Below are 23,196 nucleotides of genomic sequence, written 5' to 3'. Positions count from 1 at the left end.
TCTATACCGTTTTTTGTTGATTTACATGTCGATGATCGGGAGTGCTGGATTCGTTCAGCTTTTTAACATTAAAGCTATGAAGAACAATGCCGACAATAATGAGAGCAATGCCGCCCCATGCGATGTAAGTAGGAAGTGGACTCGATAGAAGCAGTCCCTCTCCAGCAATCACAAACAATACCTGAGTTGACTGAGTCGCTTCAACAGAGGCAAGCTTTCCCTGGTGAAGTCTCACGCGGTCTGTTGCGATAAAAAATAGTGTTGTGGCAATAACGCCTGAACTGACAGCAACGATCAGCGATTGAGTGAGCTGTTCTCCTGAAGGAAGGCCAACCTTATTCCAGGCAATAAAACTTAAGATGATCCAGAACGGAGTGCTCCCAAGCGTCATGCCTAACACACGTTGAAAGGTATCGAGTCGTCCATCACAAAGCTCCATCATCTTTCGGTTTCCGAGTGGATAAGCAATTGCTGCAAAAAGGACAGGAAGAATGCCAATCATTACTTCGTTTACACTCATTTCATTTGCTTTTTGCCACTGAATTAACATGACACCAGCAAGAATCACGATGGAAATAAGGAGAGCTTTTGTTTGAATGCGGTGTCGTTTTTTTATCGGTCCATTTGACGTTTGAACGGTTGAGTAAAAAAGAGGAGCAACGATAATTCCACCTACGATCGTCATTTGCCACGTTCCTGCCACTAGCCACCCCGCGCCATAAGCGGCAGCATAGGTTAAAGGGGCATAAAATAAAACGAATCCAACAAAACTCCAGAGTAGCCATTGAAAAGGGTTCCTTCGCATTTCAATAAAAACTTGTTTCATATTCCGTCTAACGAGTACAATTAATAGAAGAAAAGGAATCATGAAAAGGAAGCGGAGGGAGGAGCTCCACATCCAGCTTCCTCCGGCTAACTCCATTGAACGATTCAAAATAAATGTAACTGCAAAAAACATTGAGGCGAGAATACCGATCGCAATTTCCCTCATATTACTTAAACACACCCTTTGTTAAGTATAGTATATTATGTTTTATGTATATTATAATATACTATAGGATGTGGTAGAAATGTACAAGAGAAAGATAATGGAGAGGATCTATTCGTGGATGAAAAAAAGATAACAGATGCAGAAAAGCTTGCTCAACAGGTTGGTATGACGTTAAGAGCCATTCGGAAAAAACGTGAGATAAGCTTGCAGGAATTAGCAACGTTAACAGACGTGAGTAAGCTTACATTAGGTAAGATTGAAAGAGGAGAGGCGAATCCTTCTTTAACAGTAATATGGAAAATAGCGAATGGTCTTTCCATCCCGATTTCAAGTCTACTAGCAGAAAAGGAAGAAGTCGTTATTTCAAGGAAAAATGTGGGCAATAAAGTATTGAGTTCGAATGAGGCTTTAACGTTAGAACCCATGTTTACAGATAGTGGCTATGGCTCTCTAGAAACGCACCGTGCCTTTTTAGAACCTATGGGGGAGTATTACGCAGATGCTCATCAAGAGGGGGTCATTGAATATGTAACGGTAATGGAAGGAAGGGCAACTGTACAAGTTCAGGAACAAACGTATGAATTAAATACGTATGATTCGATTAAGTTTAGAGCGGACCAAAAGCATGGTTACTTGAATCCAAACAGTGAAGGTGCCGTCTTGCATTTCGTCATGATCTATACGAACGCATAACATAGAAAAAAGCCACAGCATCTGTGGCTTTTCTTGCGCTTATTTATTATAAACCGCTAACCGGTCGATAAGCTGTGAACTTTCCTGGTTAACACCAGTCACTTTCACATCGATCTCGTTTTGTCTGAATTTCATGATGACTTTATCAACGGCACCAACGCCTGAGTCATCCCAAACGTGAGCATCTGATAAATCAATCTCGGCTGTTTTAATACCTTCTTCTTTATAATTAAAGCTATTCACAAAGTCAGTAACAGAAGCAAAGAACAGCTGACCATGAATGTGGTAGATCTTTTTCTCCGCATATTCGTCGATCTTTTCTTCGACGCGTACTTTTGAAATCTTAGAAGCGAAGAATAAAGCACTTAGAATAACACCGGCAAGAACACCCTTTGATAAATCATGCGTTGTAACAACAGTAATGACGGTGACGACCATCACGGCTGCGTCAGATCGTGGCATTTTATGAAGATTTTTAATGGATGACCAATCGAATGTTCCAATGGATACCATAATCATAACGCCAACTAGAGCTGCCATAGGTATTTTAACGAGTAAATCGTTTAATACTAAGATCAGAATCATTAAGAAAACGCCGGCAACGAAAGTGGATAAGCGTCCACGTCCACCTGATTTCACGTTAATAACAGATTGTCCAATCATCGCACAACCAGCCATTCCTCCGAAAAATCCAGCTACAACGTTCGCCATCCCCTGGCCTTTTGCTTCTTTGTTCTTATTGCTGTCTGTATCTGTTAAATCATCAACGATTTGTGCTGTTAAGAATGTCTCAAGTAAACCAACAACCGCTAGAGCCATTGAATATGGGAAAATAATTGCTAATGTTTCAAAGTTCAATGGAATACTAGGAATTAAGAATAATGGTAGTGCTTGTGTTAATTCACCCATATCACCAACCGTTCGAACGCCGCTACTAGTTGTAATCGCAACAATTGTAATCACAACGATCGCAATGAGTGGTGATGGAACAGCTTTCGTGAAACGTGGGACGATATAAATAATCGCGAGAGCACCTGCTACCATCAAGTACATTGGCCATGATTCACCAACGAAATGCGGCAGTTGAGACGTGAAAATAAGAATCGCAAGTGAGTTCACAAATCCAATCATAACGGAGCGAGGCACAAACTTCATAAAGCGAGCAAGCTTAAACACGCCAAGGAAGAATTGAATAACACCTGTTAAGATGGTTGCTGCAAGTAAATATTGTAGTCCATGATCCGCTACAAGTGTCACCATTAGAAGCGCCATGGCTCCTGTTGCTGCAGAAATCATTCCTGGTCTACCGCCAACAAATGAAATCACTACGGCGATACAAAAGCTCGCGTATAGTCCAACCATCGGATCTACGCCTGCGATAATGGAAAAGGCAATCGCTTCTGGTATTAAGGCAAGTGCGACAACGATTCCGGCGAGGGTATCGTTTTTCACATTGCCAAACCAATCTTGTTTAATAGAAGATAAGTTCAATGTTGCACCTCTTTCTAAATCTAGTATTGTGATGACTCCTAACTCTCATAGAAGTCGGGTCCGTTTACAACAAGATGAAGTTTAGCATAGAATCTATGAAAATGGAAATAAGAATGTAAGCGAAAATCATGCGGTAAAAACTTTGATTTACTCTTATTTACTCTTTAATTCGCATGCATTTAATTTTGATAATTTATTAGTAGCACACTAAAACCAGATGATTCATTCATCTTTTAATCTAATTTAACCTAATTTGATATAACCTGTTATAATGAGTTATCGTATTAATAGAGTTTGGGTCCATAAGCGGAAGAACTTTGTTAGAATAGGGTGATAGATTGATAAGGAGCGATAACATGAGTCAGGATAATGAGCATCATGATATTATGACGATCTCTCAAGTGGCGAAATATTTTCAAATTAGTGAGATGACCACATATAAATTAGTTCAGGATGGCAAAATCCCGGCGTTTAAGATTGGTAGTCACTGGCGTATTCAAAAATCTGATCTTACTGAATTAATTAAAAAGCTTAAGAATGGTGAGCGGATATAACGGAGACGTTGCTAATAAAGAAAACCCGCTGATCCAATGTGGATTAACGGGTTTTCTTTGCTTGTATTAAGTTTATGCTTTTCCTCGGAGGTCATTTTCAATCTCCTCAAGACTTCTTCCTTTTGTTTCTGGTACATATTTCATGACAAAGAAGAAGGCAAAGACACCGATGATGGCAAAGATTACGAATACCCATGCTGTTCCGAGCGCTGAGAGTAGAACAGGAAAGAATAAGGAAACAACTAAATTCGATGCTGATAGCAGAAGTGTTGTAAATCCTGTCGCAGCCCCTCGAGCTTTATTTGGGAAAAGTTCTGGTAGCATAACCCAAACAACCGGTCCCCATGTGGCGGAGAAAAAGATGATAAAGAGCCCAAGAAAGAAGACGGTTAGCCAGGCGATTGTCGTTGTAAGTTCTGCTGTAAAGAGAATCGTTGCAAGAATAATTAAGCTTAACGACATCCCGATATTTCCTAGTAGCAACAGTTTTTTTCGACCTAGCTTATCAATCGTAGCGATGGCTACAAGTGTCATCAACACATTCATGATTCCTATTCCAAGCGTTCCGAGAATAGAAGCTGAATCTCCAAGACCAGCTTTTGTGAAAATGGTTGGTGCGTAGTAGATCACCGCATTAATGCCAATAAGCTGTTGGAAGATGGCAATACCGCTTCCGACAAGAAGCATTGGACGTATCCATTTGGATTTAAGTACATCCCACGTGCTTTCCTCAGTTTCCTCAATTTTTTTCATTTGCTTCATTTCTTCATCTATTTCACTTTGTTCTCGAGTTAATGCCATCACTTTTCTAGCCTCATCTTCACGGTTGCGCTTAATGAGCCAGCGAGGACTTTCGGGCATAAAGAGAACACCGATCATTAATACGAGCGCTGGAACGGAAGCAAGACCAAGCATCCAGCGCCATCCCTCAATTGGTGCAAATGCATAGTTAATGAGGTAAGCGAGCACAATTCCAATCGTGATCATTAACTGATTAAGCGAAGCTAGTGCGCCCCTTGACCTTGTTGGCGCCATTTCTGATAAGTAGACAGGTACAATCGCTGTTGAACCACCAACAGCAAGTCCAAGAATGATGCGGCCTATAATGAGAACGACTGCGTTAGGAGAAAGAGCTAAGACGAGTGATCCAATCATGTAAATGAGTGCGATTGCAAAAACGACGCGCCTTCGTCCAAACCTATCAGATACATACCCACTCATTCCGGCACCTACAATAGCACCGCCTAATAATGAGCTAACGACAACCCCTTGTAGAAAATCGGATAGGGGAATATCTTGTTCAATAAATAATAAGGCACCGGAAATAACTCCTGTGTCATATCCGTACAGTAAGCCTCCGAGAGCCCCGAAGAAAAAAATCCATCCTTTGCTAATGTTTCTGTTCATCACAGTAACCACCTTTGTATAACATTATTCCTAAAAAATAGTTTCCACTCTTTTTTTGAAAGCAAACATTCTTATTTTTAAGAGTGTGCTCATGTCGGGAGGTCTCTTTTCTTGACATGTGACACTGTGTCACATATAGTAGGTTTGGCGATATGACATAGTGTCATAATTTTAGTGGTAGGTGATTCATTGTGCCAAAAGCAACCTTTTTTAATTTAAAAGAAGAGAAAAAGCAAATACTAATTGATGCAGCAAAAAAAGAGTTTTCTAGAGTATCGCTCTATGATGCATCGATTTCAAATATCTTGAAAACCGCAGGTATACCAAGAGGGAGCTTTTATCAATATTTTGAGGATAAAGAAGATGCTTTCTTTTATTTATTAAATGAACATGCAAGAGAACGTCATGAACATTTAATTGACAATCTAAAGAAGTTTGAAGGAGATCTCTTCAAAGCGATTAGTGAGATTTTTAGGTCTACGTTGGAGCATTCAGAGGATACTGGTCAGAGAGATTTTATTCGAAATGTACTGCTTAATATGAACTATAAGATTGAGAATACGTTCTCGCAGTATTTAACCGAGGATGTCACAAACCATCGTTATGATGACATTTATGACCTTGTGGATCATGAAAACTTAAATGTTTCAAGTAGGAAAGAGGTGTTTCATATTATGCAGATTTTAACAGCCGTTACGTTTCATAATTTGATTCACAGTATCTCTAATAACTTATCCATTCCAGATGCGATGGCAAAATACCAGACTGAGCTTAGACTTCTTCAATCCGGTCTACTTCGAACACCTTCCTGACCGAGATAACAGACAATCATTAAGAAAGAAGGGAGAACATGAACGACACTAAACAATCATCAGAAGGAATCGGTTCTTTTAATAAAGTTCCGCTCTTAATCGTGCTATTGTCAGGTGCATTTGCAGCGATACTAAATCAAACGCTGCTTGCGACGGCATTGCCACATATCATGGTCGATCTAGACTTGGAGGCAAGTACAGCCCAGTGGTTAACCTCGATTTTCATGCTAGTTAATGGCGTGATGATTCCAATTACAGCTTTTCTAATAGGTAAATTCACAACAAGAACACTATTCTTAACCGCGATGGGGCTATTTGCGGTTGGTACCGCTATTTGCGCCGTTGCCCCGAACTTTCCACTCTTGATGGTAGGGCGTATCATCCAGGCCTCTGGTGCCGGGATTATCATTCCGCTTATGCAAACGATCCTCTTTTTAATTTTTCCTGTTGAAAAAAGGGGTACAGCGATGGGGATGTTTGGGCTTGTGATTTCCTTTGCGCCAGCGATCGGTCCAACTTTATCCGGATGGCTTGTGGAGCAATACCCGTGGAGAAGTTTGTTTTATGTGATCCTACCGATCGTGATTATTGACTTCTTTATTGCGTATTTGATTTTGAAAAACGTGACAGAACAAACGAATCCGAAGCTAGATATTCTATCTATCGTTCTTTCATCGTTAGGTTTCGGTGGATTATTGTATGGATTCAGTAGTGCCGGTACAAACGGTTGGGGAAGTGAACAGGTGATTATCGCCATGGTCATTGGTAGTGTGACATTGTGCTGGTTCATCTTACGTCAGTTAAAACTTAAGCAGCCTGTGCTTCAATTTAGAGTGTTTCAATATAAGCTATTCACATTAACAACTGTGCTTGGAATGGTTGTTTTTATTGCCATGATCGGTGCTGCAACTGTTCTGCCGCTTCTTATGCAGAATATGCTTGGATTCACCGCGTTTGAATCAGGATTAATGCTATTGCCAGGAGCGCTAATTATGGGCTTTATGAACCCGATTACTGGTAGGATATTCGATAAATTTGGAGCAAAGTGGCTTGCGATCATTGGTTTGATTATCGTAACGGTGACGACATTTATGTTCACAAATTTAACACCAGAAACGACGTTTGCTTATTTAGCTATTGTAAATGCGATCAGAATGTTTGGGGTAGCGATGGTGATGATGCCAGTTACAACGGCGGGATTAAATCAGCTTCCTGCTCACCTCATTCCACACGGTACAGCTATGAACAATACAATGCGTCAAGTATCCGGTGCTGTTGGAACCGCGCTACTCGTAACCGTGATGTCTCAGGCGGCTCAGCCGTCACGCGGAGTTGAAGGTCTTGTTCATGGCGTTAACGTTTCCTTTATCGTAGCGGGTATTTCAGCTATTATTGGACTTGTTTTAGCTTTGTTTATTCGAAAACCGAAAGCTGCTAAAGAAGATTCAGTTCAGAAAAACAAAGTGGCTACTGAAAATTAAATCGCCTAGATAATAAATAAGATTTCTGTAGATGTTTTCTACGAGTAGACAAAACTCTTCCTATACTAATATAGGAAGAGTTTTTTTGAATACATCACTTTTCATCTACGCCAGATGAAACTTTTTCTATAAACAATCGTAAAAAGGGTAGACAATCTCTTAAGAAGGAGTAGATGTGATGAAAAAGTCGAAAAGAGAGAGCAAGATGGGATTAGGTATTGGTATTGGAATAGCGATCGGAGCGGGGGTAGGCGTCGCATTGGATAATATTCCTGTTGGAATTGGTGTTGGGATTGCACTTGGAGTCGGATTTGGTTCCACTAAAGGAAAAGAGAATGAATAAGAAAAGAGCTCAACTTCTTAAGAAGTTGAGCTCTCCAGTTTGGTGATTTCTATTTGTTTTGATCAGCATACACTTTCATGGCATCTCGCATAAAAAGCGCAAGACCTTCCCCATATTGATCAATGTTCTTCGTGAAACGCTCATCGTCTACATACATCTGACCAAGTCCTTCAAACGCTTCAAGCGTATAATGATGTCCAACATTTCCATTGAGAAATTCATACCAATCGTGAATGGCTTTCTGAGCTTCATCTGCCTCAGGCGAACCATCTCTAAGATCAGCAAGCCTTTTATAAATGGAATTAAACGAGTGACCGAGCTCGTTTTTTTCGTCCTTTGATAAGCTGTTGATCTTTTGTTTAGATTGATTGATAACTTCATTTCCATAACGCTCACGTGCCTCTTGTTCATACGGGTTTTGACTAAAATCAAATCCATCAAACCTCTCTTGATCTGTCATTGTTTTTTCTCCTTTCTCGTTTTGGATCGTTTTATCAATCATGGTGAGCATCTTATCCAATCGTCGTTTCTTTTCATGCAGCATTTCTTTTTGATAGCTCAGCGCTTCCATTCGATCAAAATCCGGTTCTTCTAGAATGGTTTTAATTTTCTTCAGCGAGAAATCAAGTGCTCTAAAAAAGAGAATTTGCTGAAGCTTCTCAAGATCTTCATTTGAATAAAGACGGTAACCAGTTTCCGTAGTAGCTGGTGTTAAAAGTCCGATTTCATCGTAGTAATGAAGAGTTCGAACGCTAATTCCAGTTAATTCTGCTACTTCTTTTACTCGTTTCATAAGCTAAGTGTCCTCCTTTCAAATTTAACTTTAGTGGATAACGCAACGTAAGGGTCAAGAAATAAAAAGGTTTTATTTATGTACTTTTCGATTTCGTTGTTTTTCTTCTAGTTTGAGCGTTCTTTTCAATTTCATCAAATTTCCACCTAATAATGTTATTATTTAGGTGAGATAGCAAGTTTTACTGTAGGGAAAGAAAATAATTGTTATTGATGTTCACCTTCTCATCCATTTTACGATAGGAGAACCATAAGGAGGGGCTTATGCAGGAGAAGTCGATGGTTTTAAGTGATGGAAGAAAACTTGGCTATTGGAAGTATGGCGATCCTACTGGTATACCGATCATGCTTTTTCATGGAACACCAGGGTCACGCATCTGGTTTTTAGAAGATGATGAACTGGCCAAAGCGATGGGGATTTACTTAATTTCAACTGATCGACCGGGGTATGGGCTCTCCACTTTTCAAAAAAATAGAACGATCCTTGATTGGGCTGTTGATGTAGAGGAGCTCGCTACGCATATTGGTTTAAGGCATTTCTCTGTCCTGGGTGTTTCTGGAGGCGGTCCATTCGCTGCGGCATGCGCTTATGCATTGCCTGAACGAATCCAAAATACAGCTCTTGTTTCTTCAGCTACGCCATTTAAAAAGGGGAGAGCCCCAAAGGAAATGGCGAAAGAGAATCGGATTGCCTTTTTTTTATCAAAGTACTTTCCTTGGCTCATTAAGAAAGCGAATTTAGCTCAAAAAAAAATGCTTGAAAGCCATCCAAATAAGTATCGAGATGCTATGTTAGCTGGGAATCATCGTCATCTTTCTGATTGGGATCGTGCCTTTTTAAAAGAAGAAGCTCTTGTGGAAACAGGATTATATCACGCGAAGGAAGCTTATCGACAGGGTGTAGAAGGAGTCATCTATGAAACGAATCTCCTATCAAAAGATTGGGGGTTCGAGGTTAGCGAGATTAAAGGGCCGTTGAGATTCTGGCATGGCGAGAATGATACGTTATCACCTGTAAATGAAGTTCGTAAACTAGCGAAACGAGCGCCTTTAATAGAGATGACGCTCATTCCAAACGGAGGTCATTTTCTCACAGAGAATGAGGATTTATGGACGGAAATGTTACTCTATTTAAAAAATTGGAATGTGAACACAACGGTTTTATCGTGAATAACCATTCTTAGAGGAGATAGGAGCGAGTTATTTGAGGTCAGAAAAAGAAAAAATGATCAGGGGAGAATATTATCGACCAGAGGATGAGCAATTGCAGAAAGATCGTCTTCATGCACGCAAAATAACAAGGTTATTCAATCAAACAATTGAGACAGATATAGAAGATAGAACGCGGTTATTGAAAGGGTTCTTTGGTTCTACGAAAGAAAACCTCTATATTGAACCGACTTTTAAGTGTGATTATGGTTATAACATTCACGTAGGAGAGAACTTTTTTGCGAATTTCGACTGCATGTTTCTCGATATTTGTGAAATACGCTTTGGTGACAATTGCATGCTAGCTCCAGGAGTCCATATATATGCAGCAACACATCCGCTAGATCCGACGGAACGCAATTCTGGTCAAGAATATGGAAAGCCCGTTTTCATTGGAGACAACGTATGGATTGGTGGAGGCGCCATTATTAATCCGGGCGTCACAATCGGTAATAATGCTGTTATTGCTTCAGGTGCTGTGGTTGTGAAAGATGTGCCGGAGAATGTCGTGGTTGGCGGGAATCCAGCGAGGGTAATCAAAGAAATCGAATAGGTAATAGCATGAGTAAAGCGCTTTATATTTAATGTGATAGTGGCAAGACCATCTTCAATTTTAATTGCATTGAATTCCTTTTTAACGACTTGTTTACGACAGTTGTAGAGATATTCACTTTGGGATTATATCGTTCGAATTACTTTTATAGGAAAGAAGAAGAGAGATTTTCTTTCATTGATTGACGATCTTTATCTACCAATAATAGATTATCTCTCTATAATGCATCTATAAAATTCCCTCTATTTACTGTTATACTTGAAAATATAACCATGAATCACCGACTAAGGCAGGAAGGGGTGAAGCAAGTATGGCTGTTCGAGAGCAACTACTAGACTATCTCGATCATAATCTTGAAAGCTATCTTATCAAATGGAAACAAAAGATACGAATTTCTAAGACAGACATACACCGCGATAAAGTGGAAGCCAATGGTATTCTCATGTATCGTTTAGTTCAACAAAATATAAAAGAGCCAATTGCTCATGAGAACATTGTGACACTTGCGCACAAAGTAGCCGTTGAGCGAGCAGAAGCGAATGTAAACATAGGAGATTTTATTTATAACGTGAATGCTGGAAGAAGCGTTCTCATGAAGCATATAACGTATTCTGAAGTAAATGTGAATGATCTTCAGAATACTCTAGACTCCATAAATGATTTATTTGATCTGTTTTCTTATCATGCCGTAACCGAGTATACAAAGCTGAAGGAAAATGAATTGCAAGAAAAGATTTCTTTTATAGATGAAACTCATCAGGAGAAGCTTTCCATCCTGGGCCAGATGTCTTCTAGTTTCGTTCATGAGTTCAGGAATCCCCTTACAGCTATTATAGGATTTGTGAAGCTTCTTCAAAGAGAGTATCCCGATATGAAATATGTTGAAGTGATCGATCATGAGCTGCAACAGCTAAACTTTCGCATTGCTCAATTTTTGCATGTCTCCAAAAAGGAGATTGATAGCGGACAGGAAGAGTGGCTGGAGGTTAAGGGGCTGTTTGACTCCATTATTGCCTTCATTTATCCGAGTATTATTGATATTGATGTGCGAATTGTTAATGAATTTCCAGCGAATCTTTCTGTATATGGGCAGCAAGATAAACTACGACAAGTATTCTTGAATATCCTTATGAATTCGTTAGATGCTCTTAAAGCTGAAGGCTCTCCTCGCCAAATACGGATCACGGGAGAACAAGCAGAAGGAATTTTAACCATTCGCATCACAAATAATGGACCAAAGATAGATGACAAAACCCTGGATCGCATTTTTGAACCTTTTTATACGACAAAAGAACTTGGCACGGGCATCGGATTGTATGTTTGCCAAAAGATCATTCAGAATCACCACGGGGAAATTAACTGTCATTCTAGTGAAGAAGAAACGACATTCGCGATTCGCTTACCATTTGTGGAGAAAAAGGATGCGATAAAGTAACCCCTTTAAAATTGCTTTCTGATCAAGAAGCCTACTATAATGTGGGCAAGCAACATCTTGATGTAAGGAGTGAGAAGAATGATTACTAAAAACGCGGGAACGCTGAGTAAAGCGTATTTTAAATCTTATATGGAGCTCGTGATGAGTGCGAGAGAATGTTCATTGGAAGAAGCGAAAGGTTATGCATTTGAGCAGCTTTTTCAAAATAATGAACAGGCAAATGGCCCTGAAACATATGAGAAGTTTAAAATGGCTTATGCAGAGCTGTTGGATAAAGTGTCTGCTGAAGAAGCTGATACATTAGAATAAATATGGATCGGTATGGAATAGAGGCTTAGTGAAGTCTCTTTTTTATTCACTTTTTTTAATGATAGGGGGCATAAAGGTGTTTGGATGGGAATACGTTCCTGACTGGTTCCCCTGGTTTGCGGGCGTTGTGGTCTTGCTGTTTGTATTATTAAGTGAATGGTGGATTAGAAGATAAAATAAGAAAGGACAGGGGAAGATTGAACTGCCCCTGTCCTTTCGGTGTTGTTTCATTAGTTTCCAGCGCTTGTCGGACCTAACCTGAGCGCTTGCGCTTTTCTGATCTAGCTCCAGCGCTTGTCGGACCTACCGGGCGCTGGAGCTTTTCTTTTATTAAAGCATTTTATATTCTTCGTGTCTTACGACGATTCGTTTTGATTCGTCTTCTGAGTATTCTTCCCATTCGGCTACAATCGTATTGTTTAGTAAGCTAACGACTTTAGCTTTTCGGTTATCAATTTCGACTAGACTTCCGATTTCAGGGAGAATGATTTCCTGTTCTTCCTCCATGTAAATCCCTCTTTTCCATTTAAACTGATTTATATAATAACATAATTCATATAGGATGCCTAACGATCTGAAAAAATCAATTGTATTTTTGTTAAAAAACCACTTTTGGGTTGAAAAGCCTCGATAAACACAAGAAATATCGGGCTTAATCGGCAAGTTTCGCGAAATCCTCCGTTACAGCTAACATAGCTAAGAGGAAAGAAGGTTTTGTGTTTTAGCATATGAAGAGATGTATTAGCATAGAGTGATGTATAGCCTATTCTCTCCCCCCTCTTTTGAGGGGTATTTTTGTTTTCTGGACTTTTCTCACTTTATTTGCTCAAGAATGAGGTGTAAAATGAATGAAGTAAAGAATGAATACATATTCAGGAGGTTATTTGATGTTTCGATCACTTGAAGATTTTGTACGAACATGGGAACGTGAGACGGCTCAAACTGTTAAACTAATGGATCATCTAACAGATGAATCTCTTTCACAGCAAGTAGCGCCAGATCATTTTACGCTAGAAAAGCTAGGCGTTCACTTATCACAAGCGATTACTTATATGATGTCGAGTGCTGGGCTCGACCTTCAACCGATGAAGGAACGTGAATCCTTTAAGGCAGAAGAAATCTCAGCTTTGTATAAAGAAACTGCTGAAGAGTTCGTGAGCACTCTTCAGGAGCAGTGGAATGATGAGAAGTTAACAGAAACAACCACATTCTTCGGTAGTGAGACAACTTACGGAAATATTCTTCTTCTCTTACTCCAACATCAGACGCATCATCGAGGACAAATGACAGTGCTTATGCGCCAGGCTGGTCTTACTGTACCTGGAATGGTAGGACCATCTCGTGAAGAATGGGCAGCAATGAAAGGGTAAACCTTGAAATAAAAGAGACTTTCTTTAGTAAAAAGAAAGTCTCTTTTTCTATGAGACAACACGCTTTAAGTGACGGTAATGATCGTTATCGATTAGAAGAATAAAAGAAACAGACAAATGGACATCCTCTTGTACATATACTGCCTGTGAAAAGAGGTGGGGACGTGGAGCATGAAGAGCAGCAATCTTATCAACGACTAAACTGCGCACAAACAACAGACAAGGCGCCATTATTTCGTGCTGAGGCCTTTGATCCGATTCAAAAAGAAATAAAGAGAATCAGCTTAGAGGATTACAGGGAGAAATGGGTCATTCTTTTTTTCTATTCTAGCGACTTTACCTTTGTCTGACCGACAGAATTAGCAGCGGTCGCTGCTATTTATCCTGAGATTCAGGCGATGAATACGGTAGTCTTAGGAATTAGTACAGATAGCGTTTACGCACATAAGGTTTTCACCGAAGTTTCCCCGGCTGCATCTAAAGTGAATTATTTGCTTGTGAGTGATCGAAATCATAAAATTAGTCGAGATTATCGTGTATTAAATGAAGAGGCGGGTGCTACCTATCGAGGAACGATTGTTATTAACCCAAAAGGTGTGATCGTCTCAAAAATGGTTTATCCTGTTGAAGTAGGTAGAAATGCATATGAAATTCTAAGATTAATTCAGGCACTTCAATATAATGAGAAGACAGGAAAAAGCATTCAAGCCAATTGGGTACCTGGTCAGCAAGGGATCAATCGGAACGCAACTTATATAGGAAGAGTATAGAACTACGGTTGAACTACGGTTTACCGTAGTTTATTTTTTTTGCAGTTACCCTATCTAAATAATGAATTCTTGGTATCATCATAAATAGAGTTCCTTTTAGGGGAAGACTATGGGAAAAAAGAAGAACTGACGCTAATAACTACCGTACTTTTAATCAAGGAAGGCAGGAGGATTCATTATTAATCCATCCAAACAATCAAAGATATTCGACAAGCACGCAAAGATGTATGAGAAGAGAAGAAAGAAAACAACTATAGATACAAAATTCCGAAAGAAACTTTTAGCAAAAGCGAGTGGAGATGTTTTGGAATTATCGGTGGGAACAGGAACGAATTTTCCACTATATCCTAACATTCATTCGCTGACAGCAGTTGATTTTAGTGAAGAGATGGTTCGCTATGCAAGAGAGGCTGCAAAAGAAACGCGGTATCCTTGTATGATCATCGAGGAAGATGTAGAAGTGGTTGGGTTTAAAGAAAATTCCTTTGATACAGTCGTCTCTACATTATCTATGTGCTCGTATCCTCATCCTAACGTTGTATTGGAGCAAATGGCGAAGTGGTGTAAACCAGGTGGACAAGTATTACTGTTTGAACACGGAATAAGTTCCAATCGCATAGTTTCACACCTACAAAAGAAGTTAGATCCAGTATTATCAGAAAAAATCGGATGTCATGTTGATCGAAATATAGTCCAACTCTTAGAGAATTCTAGTCTTCGCGTGACTGCAGTGGAAAGCCATTTCTTAGGTATATTTCATCTCGTTTTTGCAACAATAGAATGATAAGTAAACCTCTGTCTGAGCTACATAATGGGAGAGGTTTTTTTATAGATTTCATTCAATTCCTCTAATTATGTCGAAAGTTGACTTCTTTTCGGATTAGCGTTCGAATTGAAAGAGGAGTGTGATTTAATAGAAGGGACCACTTCCAATTAATTTCCTAGATAAGACGAACGACTTCTTTCCACTAATTGATAACAACCTACTTCTCCTACTACCTCTCAAATAAAGAAAGCTACCGTATTTATAAATCAGATGAAACATTTAACAAGTTGAAATCGTGTAATAGATTGAATTCATTTTAAATAAATTGACAGATACTGTCATAAATACAGTCAATCTAACGAACTTTTATAACAATAAGGTTACGGTTGGATTACGATAATGTTACAATGGAAGTGTTAATTCAAACGAAAGTGTGGCTACAACTATGTGTGGTTTTGTTGGAGTGTTACGTACAGAGCCAGGAAAATCGGACCATTACGATCATTCTGATTTTGTGAAAAGGAATCAAATTATTACACACAGAGGACCAGATGACGAAGGTTATTATACAGATGAATCGATTTCTCTTGGTTTTAGAAGACTTAGTATTATTGACATTGAAAGTGGTCATCAGCCTTATCATTACGAAGATAAGCGATATTGGATGGTCTTCAATGGTGAAGTCTATAATTATGTAGAACTTCGTGAACAGTTGAAGAGAGAAGGTTACACATTTCACACGGAGTCGGATACAGAAGTGGTTCTTACGTTATTTGTACATAAAGGGGAGAAGGCGTTTGCTGACTTAAGAGGAATGTTTTCGATTCTTATTTGGGACAAGCTTGAAAAGAAATTAGTAGGCGCTCGCGATCCTTTTGGAATTAAACCCCTTTATTATATGCAGAATGATGAGGAGCTGATTTTTGCTTCTGAGAAAAAAAGTATCACAATGATAGAAGAATTCGAAGCCGTGAATCCTTCTGCTCTTCAACATTATTTAAGCTTTCAATATGTACCAGAACCGCTAACGATGACGGAAGGAATAAAGAAGCTTGAGCCTGGTCACTATTTTGTTAAAAAGCATGATGAGCCCATAGTGATGAGACGCTATTTCCATGCGACATTTAAACCGATCACGACAGAACGAAATTGGGTGAAGGACATTCAGAATGTTCTTTATGATTCCGTGAATGTTCACATGCGAAGTGATGTCCCGGTTGGCTCGTTTTTATCTGGGGGGATCGATTCTTCCATTATCGTTTCGATGGCCAAGAAATTTAATCCTCAAATTAAAACATTTTCTGTTGGCTTTGAACGAGACGGCTATTCAGAAGTTGATGTTGCGAAAGAAACAGCTGATAAGCTGGATGTTCCAAATTATTCTTACATGATTTCTGCAAAAGAGTATGTGAAAAAGTTACCGAAAATCATGTGGCATATGGATGATCCACTTGCTGATCCGGCTTGTGTCCCGCTTTATTTTGTCGCAAGAGAAGCACGGAAGCATGTAACGGTTGTCCTCTCAGGTGAAGGGGCAGACGAGCTCTTTGGTGGATACAACATATACCGCGAGCCTGATGCGCTCCGTCTTTTCAAACCTATGCCTGTGATGATGAAAAAAATGGTAAATCGCGTTGCACATGTTTTTCCTGAAGGAATGCGTGGAAAGAGCTTTCTTGAACGAGGATCAACACCGCTCTCTGAGAGGTATATTGGAAATGCGAAGATGTTCGAAGAAAGTGAAAAGAAAAAGCTTTTAACGACTTATTATCAAAATGAGCATTATCAAAAGATAACAAAACCTTTCTATCAGAATGTGAAGAAAGACAATCCTGTGAATCAAATGCAATATGTTGATATTCAAACGTGGTTACGAGGAGATATTCTTTTAAAAGCGGATAAGATGACAATGGCAAATGCTCTAGAACTTCGTGTGCCGTTTCTTGATAAAGAAGTGTTCCGAGTCGCTCGTGAAATTCCAGTTCGTGAAAAAATTGCAGATGGTACAACTAAATCCATACTTCGTAAAGCGGCACGTGGGATTGTACCAGACCATGTTCTCGATCGAAAAAAACTTGGTTTTCCTGTGCCGATTCGCCACTGGCTCAGGCAAGAATTGTATGAATGGGCAAAGCAGCTTATTCATGTGAGTGAAACGGATTACTTAATCGATAAGTCACTTGTGATGAGGCTTCTAGAAGCGCATAAAGCGGAAAAAGGCGATTACTCAAGAAAAATTTGGACCGTGCTAATCTTTATGCTCTGGCACCAAATATTTGTTGAAGGCGTGTATTCCTTTGAAGAGCTTCAGCAGGAAGATGAAATTGTAAGCAAAGTAGCAACATATCGCTAAATAGAAAAGGGTGACCTCATGAGGTCACCCTTTTCTATGTGCTTTTAAATGAATGTGTTTATGAGTGTTTTTGTTCAATTTTGATTAAGCGCTCCTCGATGGGTTTGTAATCATCCTGATGCCCTGTAAATACAGCGAGGTCATAAAGACGTTGCAGGAGATAATCTCGGTCAAGATCATAGATAAATTGTTTCGGGATGTGATCCATTGAATTTTTTGCGAAGTCCCACACAACATCCAATTTATCTTTACTAATAGATTGGGAAACCATGCTAAGTGCTGAAATGATTTCCGTAATGATCGGATAGTTATCACCGGCATAGTGTCTTAAATACCCAAATCCTCGATAAAGGTAATAACTGAATTCTTCAGCATCCATCACAACTCTTACCTGCTCCTCAGTGTCCGCAAGGTAAGGGGTAAAGGTAATGTCTCGTTCTACTTCAAGAAGAAGATCCGCCATTTGATGAATAATGGTGATTGAAGTTTGGGGATCATCATTACCGAGTGATTTCACACCAATTTCTGATAGCTTGGTCATCCCCATCTTTAGGTCTTGAATCTCTGTTTCTTTATAACCTAATTCAATAAAGCCACAATATTTTTCTGGGTTAACTCGTTCAGCTCCAGCACCCCAATATGAGAAGAAGCGGTTACCTTCTAAAACATAGTCTCCTACTTTGTTATGGAGTTTAATAATGACTTGATCTTTCCGAGCTTCGTCGATCATCGTTTTGAAATCAATGAGCTGAATATAGCCGGATTTAGGAGCGGTAATAAGCGTTTCGGTTTCCCGTTCTTTTTTCATTAAATCTCCCGGTTCTGTAGTACGATATTGCTCAAGATCATTTCGTAGCGTTTCTCTTACAATGGAGATTGATTCTTCCTTCATGTTTGTAGCAATATTATGTACCTGCATCCAGCTCGTAGCGTGGTTGATAAAGAAAATAAACGTCACAACGGTTATAAATGCGAGGAGTACAGTCGTCCCAGGTATGGCCACAAAATATTCGTCTTCTTTACTCGTAATAAATAAAAAAATGACGAGAACATACACAAAGCTACCATGAAATATTCCAATGAAGTGCTGTGTCGTTCGGTCGGCAACGAAGTTAAGAAGCATTCTAGGTGAGAATTGTCCACTGAACGTTGTAAGTACAACGAGTAACGAGTTGAGTGTAAAGGCGCTAAGAGTTAAAATACCGCCTATGAGGGCACTAATTAACAATCGGGTTGGCTGAGCTGTTGTGCGAAACATCTCAGGCGCATAATTTGAAAGTTCAAAAACTAAATCAAAATATAATGTAACAGCTACAAATACGAAGGCTCCTAAAATATATAACCCTGGCATATACCAGAGCGTAGCCTGAAGTTCATGTTTTCGAATGCGTTTAGACATTTCGAAATATTTTCGTAGCTGCCATGGTAATAATTTTTTTATCATGGCAAGGGACTCCCTTCAATTTCAATCACTAACACTTTAGGATTACCCTTGAGGTTCGTCATTAAACCGTATGAAGAGGAATTTGTTTCATTTTTTTAATTATACCTTAATATGACGGTGCGAAATGTTAAATCGTGAACCTTTTCCTTTGTTTAACATTGAATAGTACAGAGGAGGAGGGGAGATAATATTAGAATAGAGGATTAAATTGAAGGTGATGAATCATGATATCAGAAGAATCAATACTTTGGATTTTAATTAGTATTGGTGTCCTTTTGTTCGTTTACAGTCTTAGAAAGCCGCCAATAAAAGAATGGCTTCTCTTCTTTTTATTAACAGCCTATTTGTCATCAATTATTGGTGTTATTGTGGTTGAAGAGAATTTGCTTTCTTATCCAGTGAACTTGTTTAATGCGCATTTCGATTCCAGTTTTACATATGAATATGTTTTATTTCCTGTATTAGGCATTTACTATTATCAAAGTACTTATCGATCTGGGTGGTTGGGTTTTATCGTGAAGGCTGCGGTGTTTTCTTCTATTATTACTATTATGGAATACTTTTTAGAAAGATACACCAACCTTATACACTATATAAGCTGGACTTGGGTATATACATTCATCAGTACAATCTTTGTGTTAGTGCTCATCCGGATGATTGTCAAGTTCCTGCCACCCGTTAAAAATTAGCGAAGGGATTTAACTGGTATGTGCATGATTAGGAGGAAAGGAATGAATACTATCTTCAGAGTAAACTGAATGGAGGTAGGTACTTTGTTAAATAAATTGATTACCGTCTTAGGGATGACTTTCATACTCCTTGTTCCGATCGCACAAGTTGGAGCTGAACCACCTTCTTATGCGAAGTGGGGGAAAACAGCGATTCAAGAGACGAGTCAAAGGTATCCCGATCAACAAATTACAGACTACAGTTATGATGGGAAGGTTTTTATATCTGATGTTCGTGAGCAATACGATTTTGAATTTACGTTAAAGCAAAATGGACAATCAAGGGAAATTAGAGTCTATGTTCTCGTTAATCCTAAGAAGGACCAGTTAATCGATGTGAAATATGATGAGATTGAAGAATTTCAATAATCCTTATGAAAAGTCAGCCATATCGGCTGGCTTTTTGTTGTGTTTTTAGGAAAAAAGGAATTTAGCGAGTTAAATCGAATGATATATGAATACAGAGAGGGTTATTTATTGAGAAGAGGAGAGGAAGACCATGAACATTATTAAACGTAAAACAGATGTTGAGACGTTGTTGAAGGATTTTGAGAAAATTGCTGAATTTGACCAAATTGGTCAAAAATATTACTTCGTTTTTGACGATACAGAAAAAGAAGGACAGTGTACGGTCATGAAATACCAAGGTAATTCATTTTCCGTGCATTGCAAAGGAGCCTCTTATTGTGATGATCAGGAAAAATATTTAGATGATCGTGCACTAATAGGTTTCTTATGGAAGCGACGTAAGGCCGTTAACATGATCCTTCGAGAAGCTCTTAAGGAAAAGGTATCTTAAATAACTTAACTTCAATCGTGTGGAATAATTCAGGAACTCTTTCGAATAAGCATCTGTCCTGAAGAAATGCTCTCTATCATGTAAACTGTAAAAGTAGATAAAATGCAGTATTGAATTGAGGGACTCTTTGTGATTGGTGTATTTATTGAAATTATTGTACCCGTGTTCATTCTCATTGGCATCGGTGTTTTACTGCATCGTATTTTTCAATTTGATTTGTACACACTTGCGAAAGTAAATATTTATTTCATTGTGCCAGGCTTTATTTTCTTAAAACTCTATGAAACAGCTTTTTCGCTATCGTTGTTTTTATCGGTGCTTACTTTTTTTAGTTTGTTAATTGTGATTTTATATGTTGTTTCTTATTTAATTAGTCGTTTATTCGGCTATAGTAGAAGTGTACGCGCATCGTTTACAAACAGCATCTTATTCTACAATTCAGGAAACTATGGTGTACCGGTAAATGATCTTGTCTTTAAGCATGATCCGTTTGCTATGTCGATTCAAGTTATTGTCTTAACGTTTCAAAACATTCTCACGTTCTCATGGGGAATCTTTTCTTTAAAGACGGTAGAAGGAAATAAATTAAATGCGCTCCTTGGGTATTTTAAAATGCCTGTTTTGTATGCGATGGTTCTTGGAGTTGGATTTAATCTACTCCATGTGGAAATGCCTGAATTTGTATTAATCCCTGCAGGGTACATTGGTGATTCGATGGTGGCGATCGCTTTGTTAACTTTAGGGGCTCAGGTGGCTCAGCTTCGGTTCGCGAAAAATTTATCTGTTGTTTATGTAAGCTTAATGCTACGTCTGTTGCTTGGACCCGCCATAGCACTGGGGATTATTTTTGTACTAGGTATTGAAGGGGTTACAGCTCAAGCGTTATTGATTTCATCAGCCATGCCGACAGCTGTGAACAGTGCTATTATTGCTCAGGAGTATGAAAATGAACCAGAACTCTCTGCACAGATTGTACTTGCTTCAACCGTTCTAAGTATGATCACAGTCACGGTTGTTATATCGTTAAGTCGCTGGTTGTTTTAGATGGACTAGTATTCTTTTGTCCTAATATTGAAAGAGAGAAAGTATACGGAACTGGAAATCGCAACCATTGATTTTTAGTAAACGAAGGTGTAGAGTATAGTCATAAGCAATACCCATTTCCTGCAACGCACGTTAACAACGGTTGTCTCAAACCGATGCTAGTTTTCCGGGAACTCTATATCCAGTTGCTAATAACAAGCCGGCCTTCTGTGCGGGACGTTAAAGGTAGCTGTGCGGGTACCCACCTGCTTTTACGCGGGCTTTGAGACACTTATAGTGACGACGAAGCGGGGTTGGGTTTAAATTTGCTTATTTTTTCTATTTAAATTAAATGATGCTGTACATAAAAAAGGCATGGAAGCGATTTCGCTTCCATGCCTTTTTTGAGTATTGGTGTTTCGACATCGTTCGAGTTAAAACGGGCGGTGCCTGTCACCGCCCAAGTCCTTACGTGAAATACTCGAGCTTTGCATTTGGAAAGAACTTATCAATATAGCTTCCGAATGTGTCCTTCATGTCCTGCTGCTGATCCTTCTGATAAACATACTTTCCAATACCATATTTCCCCCATTTATAAAGACGATCTTCTTCTTCCATTTCAAGCTTAGACATCGGGTAATTTTTTTGAATAACGCGCTTAGCTGGTTTAGTGAATCGATGCTGGATGAGTTCAAATGTTAAGTCTTTCGTTGCGCTCTTGGGAAGTTTGGCTTCTAACTTCTCAAATAGAGTCAGATAGCCCTGTTTCCAATCATCGTACAAATAGATAGGCGCGATGATGAAGCCCAGTGGGTAGCCTGCTTCAGCGACTTTAGCGGCTGCTTCGATGCGCTCATCAAGCCTCGAAGTTCCGGGTTCTAGAAATTTAATAACGTAATCCGCATTCATACTGAAGCGGAACCTTGTTCTTCCCTGATGGTCCGCATCTAGTAGATGATCCACATGTGCAAATTTCGTAACAAACCGAAGACGTCCATGATCAGATTTACCAAAGTACTCAATCGCACGCTTCAATGTATGCGTTAAGTGATCAATCCCGACGATGTCTGATGTACAGGATGCTTCAAACCGGGTAGGTTCAGGTGCTCGTTCTTGCATATACTTTTCTGCAGCATCAAAAATATCATCTGTATTTACATACGTGCGTATGTAGGGTTTGCTGCCCATTGTCGTTTGGAGATAGCAATAATGACAGTGCCCCATGCAACCAGTTGCGAAAGGAATCGCATATTCCGCAGAAGGTTTAGACGTATCAAATTTCAACGTTTTTCTCACCCCAACGACGAGTGTAGATTTAGCAACTCGATATTGCTGGAAGTGATTATCTCCCGGGAGGTTTCGCACTTGATTGTGTGATGTTGTTTCCCTAATTTCAATATCCATTTTAGAGAACTTCTCGTGTAGCTCCCGTCCGAGTGGATATTCTAATGCTCGTGGTTCCATATAGACGAGCTGCGGTACAAAAGGTTTAACCAATGGAAGCCCTCCTATTCTATGGATCCAAAGTATGTGGCATACGCCTGTTCTGCTTCCGCTTCTGTATGGTAGATCGCAATGTCGGAATCAAGTGGATAGTATGTTTCGTATAAGAATAAGGCAAGCTTACCAGGTTCATCAGGATCGTTTACAACGGCTGCTTCCTGAATGTTAGCCACGCTGTACGTATGAGGATTTCGGTACATCACATAGACAACATCACCTGCTTGATAGTCTTGTCCTGACTCGTAAGTGGAATCGTGCAAGTCCATTCTTTATCACTCCTTCCAATTCTTCTTCCTCATTGTTCCACAAGAGTGACATTTCCTTTCTGGTAAATAACGCCTATTTTAGTCATGAAGTCTAAAACGAGCGC

At 39.3% G+C, this 23,196-nt stretch carries 25 protein-coding genes and 1 other RNA gene; 18 read left to right on the top strand and 8 right to left on the bottom strand.

The features are described 5' to 3' along the window. Position 1: 1 nt before the first annotated feature. Complete coding sequence (locus Q4550_RS00265; RefSeq protein WP_303529268.1) at positions 2–991, bottom strand: DMT family transporter; 990 nt, start codon at positions 989–991, stop codon at positions 2–4. Between the two features lie 114 nt (positions 992–1,105). On the opposite strand from Q4550_RS00265, the gene Q4550_RS00260 reads away from it, so the two are divergent. Then, positions 1,106–1,684: a helix-turn-helix domain-containing protein gene (locus Q4550_RS00260; RefSeq protein ID WP_483298545.1), complete on the top strand. Its 579-nt coding sequence runs from the start codon at positions 1,106–1,108 to the stop codon at positions 1,682–1,684. A gap of 39 nt (positions 1,685–1,723) precedes the next feature. On the opposite strand, the gene Q4550_RS00255 is transcribed toward Q4550_RS00260, so the two are convergent. Continuing rightward, positions 1,724–3,175, bottom strand: coding sequence for a SulP family inorganic anion transporter (locus tag Q4550_RS00255; RefSeq protein ID WP_303529267.1), 1,452 nt, complete (start codon positions 3,173–3,175; stop codon positions 1,724–1,726). 356 nt (positions 3,176–3,531) lie between these two features. On the opposite strand from Q4550_RS00255, the gene Q4550_RS00250 reads away from it, so the two are divergent. After that, complete coding sequence (locus Q4550_RS00250) at positions 3,532–3,729, top strand: helix-turn-helix domain-containing protein (RefSeq protein ID WP_098442909.1); 198 nt, start codon at positions 3,532–3,534, stop codon at positions 3,727–3,729. A gap of 72 nt (positions 3,730–3,801) precedes the next feature. On the opposite strand, the gene Q4550_RS00245 is transcribed toward Q4550_RS00250, so the two are convergent. Then, positions 3,802–5,136 (bottom strand): sugar porter family MFS transporter, encoded by a 1,335-nt coding sequence (locus Q4550_RS00245; RefSeq protein WP_303529258.1) that lies wholly within the window; start codon positions 5,134–5,136, stop codon positions 3,802–3,804. Positions 5,137–5,327: 191 nt separating this feature from the next. Here Q4550_RS00245 and Q4550_RS00240 point away from each other — a divergent pair, with 191 nt between their 5' ends. The 3 genes from Q4550_RS00240 (at position 5,328) to Q4550_RS00230 (ending at position 7,772) form a co-directional block, all read left to right on the top strand. Beyond that, a complete protein-coding gene (locus Q4550_RS00240; protein WP_303529256.1) occupies positions 5,328–5,948 on the top strand; it encodes a TetR/AcrR family transcriptional regulator in 621 nt (206 codons plus the stop codon). Between the two features lie 38 nt (positions 5,949–5,986). Beyond that, the gene (locus Q4550_RS00235; protein WP_303529255.1) at positions 5,987–7,429 is read left to right on the top strand and encodes a DHA2 family efflux MFS transporter permease subunit; all 1,443 of its coding nucleotides are present in this window, start codon (positions 5,987–5,989) and stop codon (positions 7,427–7,429) included. A 178-nt stretch (positions 7,430–7,607) separates the two neighbouring features. Continuing rightward, on the top strand, positions 7,608–7,772 hold the full coding sequence (locus tag Q4550_RS00230; protein ID WP_303529253.1) for a glycine zipper domain-containing protein: 165 nt from the start codon (positions 7,608–7,610) through the stop codon (positions 7,770–7,772). 49 nt (positions 7,773–7,821) lie between these two features. Here Q4550_RS00230 and Q4550_RS00225 read toward each other — a convergent pair whose 3' ends face one another. Then, positions 7,822–8,565: a MerR family transcriptional regulator gene (locus tag Q4550_RS00225; protein WP_303529252.1), complete on the bottom strand. Its 744-nt coding sequence runs from the start codon at positions 8,563–8,565 to the stop codon at positions 7,822–7,824. A 263-nt stretch (positions 8,566–8,828) separates the two neighbouring features. Between Q4550_RS00225 and Q4550_RS00220 the strand changes: the two genes are divergently transcribed. From Q4550_RS00220 to Q4550_RS00205, 4 genes are all read left to right on the top strand, one after another. Beyond that, positions 8,829–9,734: an alpha/beta fold hydrolase gene (locus tag Q4550_RS00220; RefSeq protein ID WP_303529250.1), complete on the top strand. Its 906-nt coding sequence runs from the start codon at positions 8,829–8,831 to the stop codon at positions 9,732–9,734. Positions 9,735–9,768: 34 nt separating this feature from the next. Further along, complete coding sequence (locus tag Q4550_RS00215) at positions 9,769–10,326, top strand: maltose acetyltransferase domain-containing protein (protein WP_303529248.1); 558 nt, start codon at positions 9,769–9,771, stop codon at positions 10,324–10,326. Positions 10,327–10,636: 310 nt separating this feature from the next. Then, the gene (locus Q4550_RS00210; RefSeq protein ID WP_303529245.1) at positions 10,637–11,761 is read left to right on the top strand and encodes a sensor histidine kinase; all 1,125 of its coding nucleotides are present in this window, start codon (positions 10,637–10,639) and stop codon (positions 11,759–11,761) included. A gap of 78 nt (positions 11,762–11,839) precedes the next feature. Beyond that, the gene (locus Q4550_RS00205; RefSeq protein WP_303529243.1) at positions 11,840–12,070 is read left to right on the top strand and encodes a hypothetical protein; all 231 of its coding nucleotides are present in this window, start codon (positions 11,840–11,842) and stop codon (positions 12,068–12,070) included. Positions 12,071–12,400: 330 nt separating this feature from the next. On the opposite strand, the gene Q4550_RS00200 is transcribed toward Q4550_RS00205, so the two are convergent. Further along, positions 12,401–12,577: a hypothetical protein gene (locus tag Q4550_RS00200; protein WP_194220982.1), complete on the bottom strand. Its 177-nt coding sequence runs from the start codon at positions 12,575–12,577 to the stop codon at positions 12,401–12,403. A 380-nt stretch (positions 12,578–12,957) separates the two neighbouring features. Between Q4550_RS00200 and Q4550_RS00195 the strand changes: the two genes are divergently transcribed. The 4 genes from Q4550_RS00195 (at position 12,958) to asnB (ending at position 17,329) form a co-directional block, all read left to right on the top strand. Further along, positions 12,958–13,440 (top strand): DinB family protein, encoded by a 483-nt coding sequence (locus tag Q4550_RS00195; protein WP_303529240.1) that lies wholly within the window; start codon positions 12,958–12,960, stop codon positions 13,438–13,440. A 164-nt stretch (positions 13,441–13,604) separates the two neighbouring features. Next, positions 13,605–14,210: a peroxiredoxin gene (locus Q4550_RS00190; RefSeq protein ID WP_303529237.1), complete on the top strand. Its 606-nt coding sequence runs from the start codon at positions 13,605–13,607 to the stop codon at positions 14,208–14,210. A gap of 223 nt (positions 14,211–14,433) precedes the next feature. Further along, positions 14,434–14,994 carry a class I SAM-dependent methyltransferase gene (locus tag Q4550_RS00185; protein WP_303529235.1) on the top strand — a complete coding sequence of 187 codons (561 nt, stop codon included), beginning with the start codon at positions 14,434–14,436 and terminating at the stop codon, positions 14,992–14,994. Between the two features lie 427 nt (positions 14,995–15,421). Continuing rightward, complete coding sequence (gene asnB / locus Q4550_RS00180; protein WP_303529232.1) at positions 15,422–17,329, top strand: asparagine synthase (glutamine-hydrolyzing); 1,908 nt, start codon at positions 15,422–15,424, stop codon at positions 17,327–17,329. A gap of 58 nt (positions 17,330–17,387) precedes the next feature. Here asnB and Q4550_RS00175 read toward each other — a convergent pair whose 3' ends face one another. Beyond that, entirely contained in the window at positions 17,388–18,773 is a 1,386-nt protein-coding gene (locus Q4550_RS00175) for a DUF2254 domain-containing protein (protein ID WP_303529230.1), read from the bottom strand. A gap of 224 nt (positions 18,774–18,997) precedes the next feature. Between Q4550_RS00175 and Q4550_RS00170 the strand changes: the two genes are divergently transcribed. The 5 genes from Q4550_RS00170 (at position 18,998) to ssrS (ending at position 21,642) form a co-directional block, all read left to right on the top strand. After that, positions 18,998–19,462 carry a CBO0543 family protein gene (locus Q4550_RS00170; protein WP_303529227.1) on the top strand — a complete coding sequence of 155 codons (465 nt, stop codon included), beginning with the start codon at positions 18,998–19,000 and terminating at the stop codon, positions 19,460–19,462. An 84-nt stretch (positions 19,463–19,546) separates the two neighbouring features. Beyond that, positions 19,547–19,870 (top strand): DUF3889 domain-containing protein, encoded by a 324-nt coding sequence (locus Q4550_RS00165; protein ID WP_303529224.1) that lies wholly within the window; start codon positions 19,547–19,549, stop codon positions 19,868–19,870. 130 nt (positions 19,871–20,000) lie between these two features. Next, the gene (locus tag Q4550_RS00160) at positions 20,001–20,300 is read left to right on the top strand and encodes a hypothetical protein (protein WP_303529222.1); all 300 of its coding nucleotides are present in this window, start codon (positions 20,001–20,003) and stop codon (positions 20,298–20,300) included. A gap of 129 nt (positions 20,301–20,429) precedes the next feature. Further along, positions 20,430–21,344, top strand: a complete 915-nt coding sequence (locus Q4550_RS24555) for an AEC family transporter (protein ID WP_303529220.1) — start codon at positions 20,430–20,432, stop codon at positions 21,342–21,344. Between the two features lie 114 nt (positions 21,345–21,458). Then, a non-coding RNA gene (gene ssrS / locus Q4550_RS00150) (6S RNA) lies at positions 21,459–21,642 on the top strand. A gap of 149 nt (positions 21,643–21,791) precedes the next feature. Here ssrS and splB read toward each other — a convergent pair. Together splB and Q4550_RS00140 are read right to left on the bottom strand one after the other, a co-directional pair. Further along, positions 21,792–22,820 carry a spore photoproduct lyase gene (splB, locus tag Q4550_RS00145; RefSeq protein WP_194220991.1) on the bottom strand — a complete coding sequence of 343 codons (1,029 nt, stop codon included), beginning with the start codon at positions 22,818–22,820 and terminating at the stop codon, positions 21,792–21,794. A gap of 11 nt (positions 22,821–22,831) precedes the next feature. After that, a complete protein-coding gene (locus Q4550_RS00140; protein ID WP_194220992.1) occupies positions 22,832–23,092 on the bottom strand; it encodes a transcriptional regulator SplA domain-containing protein in 261 nt (86 codons plus the stop codon). Positions 23,093–23,196: the final 104 nt, after the last annotated feature.

Origin of the sequence: Anaerobacillus sp. 1_MG-2023 (assembly GCF_030547345.1) — a bacterium.
Lineage (GTDB): Bacteria > Bacillota > Bacilli > Bacillales > Guptibacillaceae > Guptibacillus > Guptibacillus hwajinpoensis_B.
The sequence above is the reverse complement of the archived record's forward strand: the minus strand, read 5'-3'. Positions and strand labels throughout refer to the sequence as shown.

Bases quoted from the DNA above. Each gene is read 5' to 3' on its own strand.
- Q4550_RS00265 (WP_303529268.1), bottom strand. From the start codon at position 991: ATGAGGGAAATTGCGATCGGTATTCTCGCCTCAATGTTTTTTGCAGTT.
- Q4550_RS00250 (WP_098442909.1), top strand. From the start codon at position 3,532: ATGAGTCAGGATAATGAGCATCATGATATTATGACGATCTCTCAAGTG.
- Q4550_RS00245 (WP_303529258.1), bottom strand. From the start codon at position 5,136: ATGAACAGAAACATTAGCAAAGGATGGATTTTTTTCTTCGGGGCTCTC.
- Q4550_RS00235 (WP_303529255.1), top strand. From the start codon at position 5,987: ATGAACGACACTAAACAATCATCAGAAGGAATCGGTTCTTTTAATAAA.
- Q4550_RS00230 (WP_303529253.1), top strand. From the start codon at position 7,608: ATGAAAAAGTCGAAAAGAGAGAGCAAGATGGGATTAGGTATTGGTATT.
- Q4550_RS00225 (WP_303529252.1), bottom strand. From the start codon at position 8,565: ATGAAACGAGTAAAAGAAGTAGCAGAATTAACTGGAATTAGCGTTCGA.
- Q4550_RS00220 (WP_303529250.1), top strand. From the start codon at position 8,829: ATGCAGGAGAAGTCGATGGTTTTAAGTGATGGAAGAAAACTTGGCTAT.
- Q4550_RS00210 (WP_303529245.1), top strand. From the start codon at position 10,637: ATGGCTGTTCGAGAGCAACTACTAGACTATCTCGATCATAATCTTGAA.
- Q4550_RS00205 (WP_303529243.1), top strand. From the start codon at position 11,840: ATGATTACTAAAAACGCGGGAACGCTGAGTAAAGCGTATTTTAAATCT.
- Q4550_RS00200 (WP_194220982.1), bottom strand. From the start codon at position 12,577: ATGGAGGAAGAACAGGAAATCATTCTCCCTGAAATCGGAAGTCTAGTC.
- Q4550_RS00195 (WP_303529240.1), top strand. From the start codon at position 12,958: ATGTTTCGATCACTTGAAGATTTTGTACGAACATGGGAACGTGAGACG.
- Q4550_RS00185 (WP_303529235.1), top strand. From the start codon at position 14,434: ATGTATGAGAAGAGAAGAAAGAAAACAACTATAGATACAAAATTCCGA.
- asnB (WP_303529232.1), top strand. From the start codon at position 15,422: ATGTGTGGTTTTGTTGGAGTGTTACGTACAGAGCCAGGAAAATCGGAC.
- Q4550_RS00175 (WP_303529230.1), bottom strand. From the start codon at position 18,773: ATGATAAAAAAATTATTACCATGGCAGCTACGAAAATATTTCGAAATG.
- Q4550_RS00170 (WP_303529227.1), top strand. From the start codon at position 18,998: ATGATATCAGAAGAATCAATACTTTGGATTTTAATTAGTATTGGTGTC.
- Q4550_RS00160 (WP_303529222.1), top strand. From the start codon at position 20,001: ATGAACATTATTAAACGTAAAACAGATGTTGAGACGTTGTTGAAGGAT.
- Q4550_RS00140 (WP_194220992.1), bottom strand. From the start codon at position 23,092: ATGGACTTGCACGATTCCACTTACGAGTCAGGACAAGACTATCAAGCA.